Here is a 501-nt window from a genome sequence, read left to right as displayed (position 1 = left end):
GCCGTGGACGACAGCCTCGACCTGGACCTGCTGGGCCGGATCGCCGCCCTGCGTCCGAACTGGCATTTCGCCATGATCGGTGAGATCGAGACGCAGCGGGAACTGCCGCAAGCCGCCAACATTCACTGGCTCGGTGCGCGGGGCGAGGCGGAGCTTCCGGCCTATCTCTGCCACTGGGATGCGGCGATCCTGCCGCTGCAGCCATGGGCCGTGCCGGATGCCGGCGAGGCCGCRCGCTATCTCGCGGCCGGCCGCCGCGTGATCTCCGCCGCCAATCGGGAAACAGAGCGGCGCTTCGCCGGTATCGAGGCGGTGGCGATCGCCGGGAATGCCGAGGCCTTCGTGGCGGCGGCCGAGGGGGCGATGCGCCGCGCGGACGTCTCGGATTTCGTGGCGGTGGATGACCTCCTGGCCACCCTGTCCTGGGACGCCGTCCAGCGGCACATGGCCGCCCGGCTCGAGAGGACCGAGCGCAAAGCGGCTGCCCCGACGGTGCTGATG

General features: G+C 71.4%; 1 protein-coding gene. It reads left to right on the top strand.

Annotated features, from left to right (window positions below; translation table 11 throughout):
• Positions 1–501, top strand: a 501-nt coding sequence (locus AC1DWF_RS39165) for a glycosyltransferase family protein (RefSeq protein ID WP_476843763.1), incomplete at both ends; no start/stop codon positions are given.

The sequence above is a fragment of the Aminobacter sp. P4_D5 genome (assembly GCF_056401815.1).
This window is presented reverse-complemented; position numbering and strand designations above follow the sequence as displayed.